Source organism: Aeromonas sp. ASNIH8, assembly GCF_002919855.1.
Lineage (GTDB): Bacteria > Pseudomonadota > Gammaproteobacteria > Enterobacterales > Aeromonadaceae > Aeromonas > Aeromonas caviae.
On record NZ_PQLN01000141.1, the window covers coordinates 1 to 7,811 of the forward strand.

Consider the following 7,811-nt stretch of genomic DNA (forward strand, 5'->3'; position numbering starts at 1 on the left):
TCTACATACACTGACTGGTATGTACGAAAAGAACGATATGCTTATTCCAAAGCGTTTGCAATAGGTTAAAGAAAAATATCTTGACTTTTCTCTGAAATTATTAGCAAAACATTATAATTGAGCCCTGAAATGGCAAAACTATCTATAAACTCTAATAATTTTGAGGGGTGGGATAGAGCTGTATCTGAATAGCCAATGCGATACAAAGGCCACTACACTGCGATGTAGTATGAGGAGCTAGTGACAGAGGCGACTTCTGAGGTGATTTATTGTAACTGGCGTGGATGCACCACTGTGGTGCAAAACTCAAAATTGTAGCCCGAACTACGATTGATTTCTAGATAGGTAATATGTATGAGCATTCCTCGCTCTGCGTGAACGCGACCATTTTAAATTCAAGGGTGAGGGGATAGTATGTTTATCATCCCCTCACCCTTCAAGTAAAAGCATCCCAAATAAACTGCTCGTTTTACTGCTTCGCAACAATCTTGCCAGTGGTGTTATCTAACCGATACTGAGAGATAGAGCCATCAACGATGTACTGAATTACATCCATAGCAGTCTCTATAGGAACACAAAACCACTCCTTCGGTGTATACACCTGCCCACCGTGCCCCTTTAGTTTTACATTGAGACGTCGTGAGGCAAGAAAACCATGAACTAAAGCCTCCAGCTTTTGCGCATTGAGATTGAAACAGTGGTTGATCGCAACTATTTGAACCGGAGCCTCCAGAAATGTACTATCCAACTCCGCATTTTTAATCCGCTCCTCCACCGAAGTTTCAGTGAACCCAATCTTGTAGAGATTGGGCTTATATGGAACGAGAGCAGGATCAGCGCTCAGTGTTTTGAGAATATAAACGACCCCCGTAGGCACCGCATCCAAAGAAGGCCGCAATGATTGCCCATTGAGCTGAGCTTTACGGCCTTCATTGTCACGCACCAAACCATGAGTCAAAGACTGATAGAGCATGTGCATCTCAGTGCCATTTTCAAACACCAGATAAAGCCTGGCATTGTACCCGCTATATTGCTCGAGGCGCTCCCCTACACTATCCACATAACCGAGCACCCCATTGAGAATGAAGAAATCACCAGCAGCAATTTTCAACTTATGCGTGAAGCGTTCTAAACCAAAGGCTCCCGCTTTCAAACCATCATGGAAGGCAGTAAATAATGGGGCAAAGCGGGGGAAATCACGGCACGGTTGACGCTGAGCAATCTCATCTGGTTGTTCTTTTTTCACGCCAGAGATATGCCGCAAGTTGAAGATGTCAGGTTCATCAAAGTCGAGTAACCCATCATCGTCATCGGCAAAAATATCAGCAAGCGAAGTCACCAATTCAGACTTGTTTATGCACGTTTCAGGCCCAACCGCAGTAGCTAAATAACTCTGTTCTTGAGCTGTTTCGCCTCGGTTTAACAGACCGAATTTATCCTGCGCCTGCAAACGAACGCACTGGGCGGGATTTGCCAAAATCCCTTTTAGTCGCCTTGCCAGCACCTTCTCCTCGAGTATCGCACCACTTCCCTCATCGGGAATCCGGCCATGCAGTTCATAGAATGCGGTAATTTCAGCAAACTGTGCGCTGGCGAGATCGGTGGGAGCCGCTTTGGCTTTCAGCGGTTGCACATCCAGCAACCTCAGGTCATCCTCTTCTCTGAGGATATCTCCCAGGCTCTGTTTAGTGGCGAGCCTGGCTGTCGATAAGCGGATCATCTTAACGTCCCTGCGCGGCCATCTGTTGTTGTTTCATCTTGCGTACAAAGGCTAACGCTTCTGCATAGCGCACCTCAATCGGATCACTCGCATTAAGCGATGGCTCACGCCCATGTTCCTGTTTGAACTGCTTGATCTTGGGCCAGAGGATCACTGCCTCCTCTTCAGAAACCTGTGATTTGGTTGCACTTACCGCCTGTTGGATTGTTTTCAGCATGGCGGCGGTGACCTGCTTGGACAGGATCTCATAAGCACCGTGGAACGGATTAACGGCATCGATCAGATCAATATCCAGATTGTCGATGCAGAGGAACTTCTCGCCCATTTTCAAAAACTGCTTACCCGCCACACTACTGCCGGTGCCGTCATCCGGCTGACCTGTTTCACTCCCTAAATCGACGTCCGCACCTTCCGGCAGGTCTTTGCCATCAATCAAGCCTCCCTGTTGGTTGATCAATATGGTTTGCAGCAATCCTTGCCGTACCTGTTCCTGCTCTTCCTCGCTCAGTTCCGGGTAGAGGGTCTGGATCACTTGAGGCAGCGCCACCTGTGTCACGGCTTCAATTGGCGTGGTATCTGTGATCGCCTCTTTCACCACCTGCTCTTTGGTTAAAAGCGCAGCCATCAACTCATTCCTGTCACCGTTCAAAATGTCCAATACCTTCTGAGAAACGGGTGTGGCCGTAGTGTCATCGATAATCAGGGTATTAGGCGGCAGTGGGGTGCCATCCCATTGCGAACGGGGCTTGAACTGAATGCTGGGAGCGAGGATTTGCTCCATCAACAGTGAAGTGGTGATTGCTTTGAGCATATTGTTTACAGATGCCCGAACATCCTCATCTTGCGCATCAGGTTGGGCGATCAGATTGGTAAACTGGGCATGCCTCTTGCCTTTGCAATCACGGGTAGCACGACCAATGATCTGCACAATCTCGGTCAGTGAGCTGCGATAACCAATGGTCAACACATGCTCGCAGTAAGGCCAGTCAAACCCCTCCTTGGCCATTCCCAAGGCAATGATGATGTCCATATCATCGGCCTGTTTGATATCTCGTAAATAGGCCTGAACCTTTGGGCGTTCAGTGGCATTGTCATCTACCAAGTTGGCCACTTTCAACATCCGCCCATCTTTGGCAGTGATATGCAAAATGCCCGATTCCGGGTCACGCATGGCAACCTCCCCCAACACGTCAAGAATGGCATCTACCTCACCGTGCTTGTCCTTGGTCGATTCACCTGAATTGACGTTAGGGATATGGATGATGGTTTTCTTGCTGGCATCAAGCACATCAGGCAAAGCATCGATATAACGCCCCTGATAAAAGTGGTAACCGATGCCAAGGGATTTCAGGTACTGGTAGCCATTGAGTTGTTCGTAGTAGGTGTAAGTGACCTTGGTAAACTTGGCCTCATCCTCTGCGAGCAGGATCGGAACTGTATCTCCTCGGAAATAAGACCCCGTCATCGCGACAATATGGGCGCTCGACTTATTCATCAGATCATCGATCAGGCTCCCCAATCGGTTATCACCATCTGCGGACACATGGTGAAACTCATCGATGGCCACAACACAGTCATTGAAGACTGCCACTGGGAGCTTATCAAACGCAAACCGCAGCGTGGCATGGGTGCAGACTAAAATCCGATCATCGCCGTTCATAAAGCGCTGAAAAGCATTGATCTTGCCGCTATCACTACCATCAACACAGAGATTATTTTCCGGGCTCACCACCCAATCGGCAAAAAAGCCCTGTTCGGTTAACTGCGTATTCTGGAAAGAGCCACCGATGGACTTTTCTGGCACAGCCACGATCACCTTGCGCAGCCCTTGATGCTCTAACTTGTCGAGCCCCAGAAACATCAAAGCACGAGACTTGCCGCAAGCAGGCGGTGCCTTAATCAACAAATACTGGCTATTACGCTCGGCAAACGCACGCGCCTGCATCTCGCGCATCCCCATTTCATTTAAGCTGGCACTCTGGCCTGTCTGGCCATACTCGACATGCAATAAATTGTTCATCGTGAATCCTCCCAAATAATGGTGACACAACGCAGGCCATCGACCTGCGTCATCGCTCAATGTGCGACGAGAGCCTCGTAACGAGCCAGCAAGCAACTTAAACGCTCTGTTGCATCTTTGAATGGTCGATCGCGGTAAAGGCGATCAACCGCGCTGTCGAGCGCCTGATGGGCAGCCAATAGCCTGTCGGGCATGAGATCCGGGTCGTATAGCTTAGCTAGGGTGTCGCCAGTAAACTCTGCTCGCGTCAGCAAGACCTCTTCTGCTAAACGCTCTATTTCTTGGCGTTGGGCATCTGTGACTTCCGGCCAGGGGAATGGGTTGTAAACGACAGAAGATGAATAGCGATAATCACTTTTTAAACGCCCAGCAACCAAGCGCATCCAGTCATTGTGCAACAGTGAGGAAAGGATTCCAAATTCATACAGAGTACCATTAGGGATGAACATATTGGCATCTGAACATATTATCTCATGCCCTAAGAATCCCATTGGTATATACGTTCTACGTTCAGAGGATACTCTTGGCACAAGAATATAACTTCCAGAACGAGGTTGACTAATCTGTATAAATAGATGTGGTAACTCTGCCATTTTTAATGCTGCCGGATGCCCAGCTTTTATCCTCAGCTTACGGATTTCATCAGTTCGTTTTCTAACTTCTGGCATTGCCAATAAATCATCTTCTGTTGCATCTACTAACCATAGGCACCAGCGGTCTTTACCATTAAGAAATTCTGACGCGCCCAGAATTTTTCTAACCCACTTTTCAGATAGAGGTTCGCGAGCTATCAAATCATCTCGTTCTTCAGTAGTTAAAAATAAGTTGCCACCATCTGTCGGTTTATTTCCAAAAAGAAGTGAAGGTACCCCATTAACCAGCGGTTTATTTGGTGTTCCAATAGCAACGTTGCTGCCTTCCAGCAGGTATGGGCTGATGTTTTTCACCTGTTTACAATGCCACTCTCCATTTATCCTCTGGTAAAGTAAACGCTGTTTTTCTTGTGCAGTTAATCCAATAACCACTACATGTACGGCGGCTTTATCACGAGCATTGTTTGCCCATGCAAATGTTGGATAAGCAAGTTGAATGTTCAAACCAAGCGAGAAAATGGCAGGCCACAATGTTGAAACTTGCTCTCCTTGACATATTGAGTTTGTTGATACTAACGCCAGTTCCGCTTTTGATTGTTGAATATATTGAGCTCCTTTCCAAAACCAACAAGCCACATAGTCGAGATAGCCGAGAGCTTTGAATCCATCAAAAACTACCTGCATATCTGATTTTTGCTCTTCACTACGTCCCAGTGTGCCTAAGAAGGGTGGATTGCCGATAACGTAGACCTCATCGTCTGGATCTTTAGGACATACCTGGTTCCAATCCCGCCGAAGGCTATTGCCACTGTGAATATTACCGCTTTCACGCAAAGGGAGTGCCGGGGGAGCAAAACCAAACTCCTGCTGCCACAGGCTGTTAAGCTGGTGCTCGGCCAGCCAAAGCGACAGCCGGGCAATCTCACAGGCAAAATCGTCGATTTCGATGCCGTAAAATTGCGACAGATGCAGCCCGCTCATGGCAAATCCTTGCGGATCAACTTCCTCCAATGCCTTGATCACTGCCATCTCAAGCTTGCGCAGCTCCTTATAAGCCACGATCAAGAAGTTACCCGAGCCGCAGGCTGGGTCAAAAACCTTGAGCTGGCCCATCCGTACCAATAACGCTTGAAGCCCCTTAGCACGCTTATTGGCTGCAACTTGCAGCTGTTTATCGAGCTCCGCCTGCAATGAGTCAAGAAACAGCGGCTGAATCACCTTCATGATATTGCTGTAAGAGGTATAGTGCTGGCCAAGACGACTGCGCTGTTCTACGTCGATAACGGCCTGGAACATACTGCCGAAGATGTCCGGGTTGATCTCGCTCCAATCCATGGTGCCGCAATCAAGCAGGATCCGGCGGCCTTTCTTACCCAGTTCCGGGATGGGTTGATCCGATGAGAACAATCCGCCATTGACGTAGGGGAATGCCGTCAGATGCACAGGCAAATTTTGCCGCTTAGCACTGCCTGGTTCGCTGTTGAGCACCATGAACAATTTATCGAGGAAGAAGTCCAGATCGCGACCATCTTCCTCTGTGTAGCTCTGGATGGCAGAAGTAAACTGCCCTTTGGCAAAAATGCCGGTATCTTCGGCAAATAAGCAAAACAGCAAGCGAGTCAAAAAAACGTTCAGAGCGTGGATGTCAGCAGGCTGGCTAAGGTCATTTAGAGTGCGGATCAGGTCAAACAGCTTGCCCATTTTCTCGGCAGCTTTGACATCGGCTGGGTTTTCGCTACTGATGATGGCTTTTTCCAGTCCGACCAGCGGCAGGAAGAAGCCATAGTTGCTGTGCAACTCATCCAGCTCTATATCGAGCAGCTCTTTGCTTAACGTATCCCACGCCATAAACCGCACATAGTCGGTAACCAGCACAAATCGAATCTTGTGTCTGGCGATAGCAGGATCGCTTAAGCGCATCTCCAACAGCGTATTGAGATCAGAACCGTCTACTGCGGGCTGAAAGTACAGTTTGTTCTTCAGCGCAACATGACCCGCTTCTTTTGCCACGTTTCGAGCCCCACCTTGACGAACCTGAGTGATCGTCGCCTTCGGGAAATCGAACGCGGTCATAAAGCCGTAGATAAACTCATCGCGATCGATCTCACCGGTTAGTTGCTCGAGCTGTTGAAAAATCTTCGCCTGATTGACGGCCATGGGTGATCCTAAGATGTTAATGGGCTGTTTTTTTGTTCGACTTTGACGCTATCATTCAAGGATAAAGTTGCCTTGAGTAAGCCACTTATACTCTGGAGATGGAGTAATCTCCTGTAATGACAGGGCTCAACCAAATTCTCTATATCATAACTCTACTATTTAATTGGGAGTCAATCAACAACACATTAAAAATGGGCGTTAAATTACACGCCCATCTATAATATATCTTCAATACCGCATTTTAAATAGCACTTAATACTGTATATGACAACGCACTTCCTTTTTTATCTCATCATCAAAATTAGTAGGCAAGGACAGAATCTCATCTAGTACAGGAGAAATCACTTGATCGTTGATATTTTTTCTAGCCACGTTGCCGACATTATCAAAAAATTCAGAAAAAAGTGCCAGCAAACAACACTCACCAAGATCACTCATGACACTTTTTTTGTCTAAGATAGAAATCAACATATTTATCCCATCTTCATACTTATGATTATCATTCAAATACATTTTTGCAAGTTTAAATGTTGCACCTAAATGGTTACCATTACGAGAAGCCAACTCAAATAATTTAATTGCATCGTCCTTGTTCTTATCATGATGTAGTGCGATATAACCACGTCGATAGTTTATATCATCATCATAAAGACTTGGGAATTGACTAATGTAGGAATCCATAATATTTTTACATTTATTTATATCTGCATTTACTCCATCACCAATGTGATAGATATATGCTAGACGACATAGGATTTCTGGGTCTCCAGAACCAATACATTGGTTATACCAAAATTCAGCTTTTTCAATATCCTGGGAAACAGTAAGCCCTTTTGCATAGCGAGTTCCCAGTACAAATTGAGCCTTGCTATCACCTGATTTAGCTAGCGAAACAAGTTCATCTATAGTGCTATCATCTAAATGATGGCAATAATTAATTTCTGTGTAGTTTAACAAGTGATAATCTCGGACCCAATACATAAGGTGCGTCAATGCCGCCCGACAATTAGTATCACCATAACCTGCTCGATAGAGTTGCCAGTACAATTTGGCTAGGGAAGGTGCGAATAAGCGGGGAAATTCTTCTCGGCTGACTCAGTCATTTCATTTCTTCATGTTTGAGCCGATTTTTTCTCCCGTAAATGCCTTGAATCAGCCTATTTAGACCGTTTCTTCGCCATTTAAGGCGTTATCCCCAGTTTTTAGTGAGATCTCTCCCACTGACGTATCATTTGGTCCGCCCGAAACAGGTTGGCCAGCGTGAATAACATCGCCAGTTGGTTATCGTTTTTCAGCAACCCCTTGTATCTGGCTTTCACGA

The 7,811-nt window shown here is 46.6% G+C and carries 4 protein-coding genes and 1 pseudogene; all 5 read right to left on the reverse strand.

The window, feature by feature from the left end; translation table 11 throughout:
• Positions 1 to 469: 469 nt before the first annotated feature.
• Positions 470 to 1,720 (reverse strand): GIY-YIG nuclease family protein, encoded by a 1,251-nt coding sequence (locus tag C3418_RS21855; RefSeq protein ID WP_103859272.1) that lies wholly within the window; start codon positions 1,718 to 1,720, stop codon positions 470 to 472.
• Position 1,721: 1 nt separating this feature from the next.
• Positions 1,722 to 3,740 (reverse strand): DEAD/DEAH box helicase, encoded by a 2,019-nt coding sequence (locus tag C3418_RS21860; RefSeq protein WP_103859273.1) that lies wholly within the window; start codon positions 3,738 to 3,740, stop codon positions 1,722 to 1,724.
• Between the two features lie 56 nt (positions 3,741 to 3,796).
• Positions 3,797 to 6,490, reverse strand: coding sequence for a DNA methyltransferase (locus C3418_RS21865; protein WP_103859274.1), 2,694 nt, complete (start codon positions 6,488 to 6,490; stop codon positions 3,797 to 3,799).
• A 252-nt stretch (positions 6,491 to 6,742) separates the two neighbouring features.
• Positions 6,743 to 7,447 (reverse strand): tetratricopeptide repeat protein, encoded by a 705-nt coding sequence (locus tag C3418_RS24200; protein ID WP_181023136.1) that lies wholly within the window; start codon positions 7,445 to 7,447, stop codon positions 6,743 to 6,745.
• Positions 7,448 to 7,692: 245 nt separating this feature from the next.
• Positions 7,693 to 7,811: pseudogene (locus C3418_RS21870) on the reverse strand (IS5/IS1182 family transposase); the annotation flags it as partial.

What these genes read in the sequence shown, in the direction of transcription:
- C3418_RS21865 (WP_103859274.1), bottom strand. Translation starts at nt 6,490, where the DNA reads ATGGCCGTCAATCAGGCGAAGATTTTTCAACAGCTCGAGCAACTAACC.
- C3418_RS21855 (WP_103859272.1), bottom strand. Translation starts at nt 1,720, where the DNA reads ATGATCCGCTTATCGACAGCCAGGCTCGCCACTAAACAGAGCCTGGGA.
- C3418_RS21860 (WP_103859273.1), bottom strand. Translation starts at nt 3,740, where the DNA reads ATGAACAATTTATTGCATGTCGAGTATGGCCAGACAGGCCAGAGTGCC.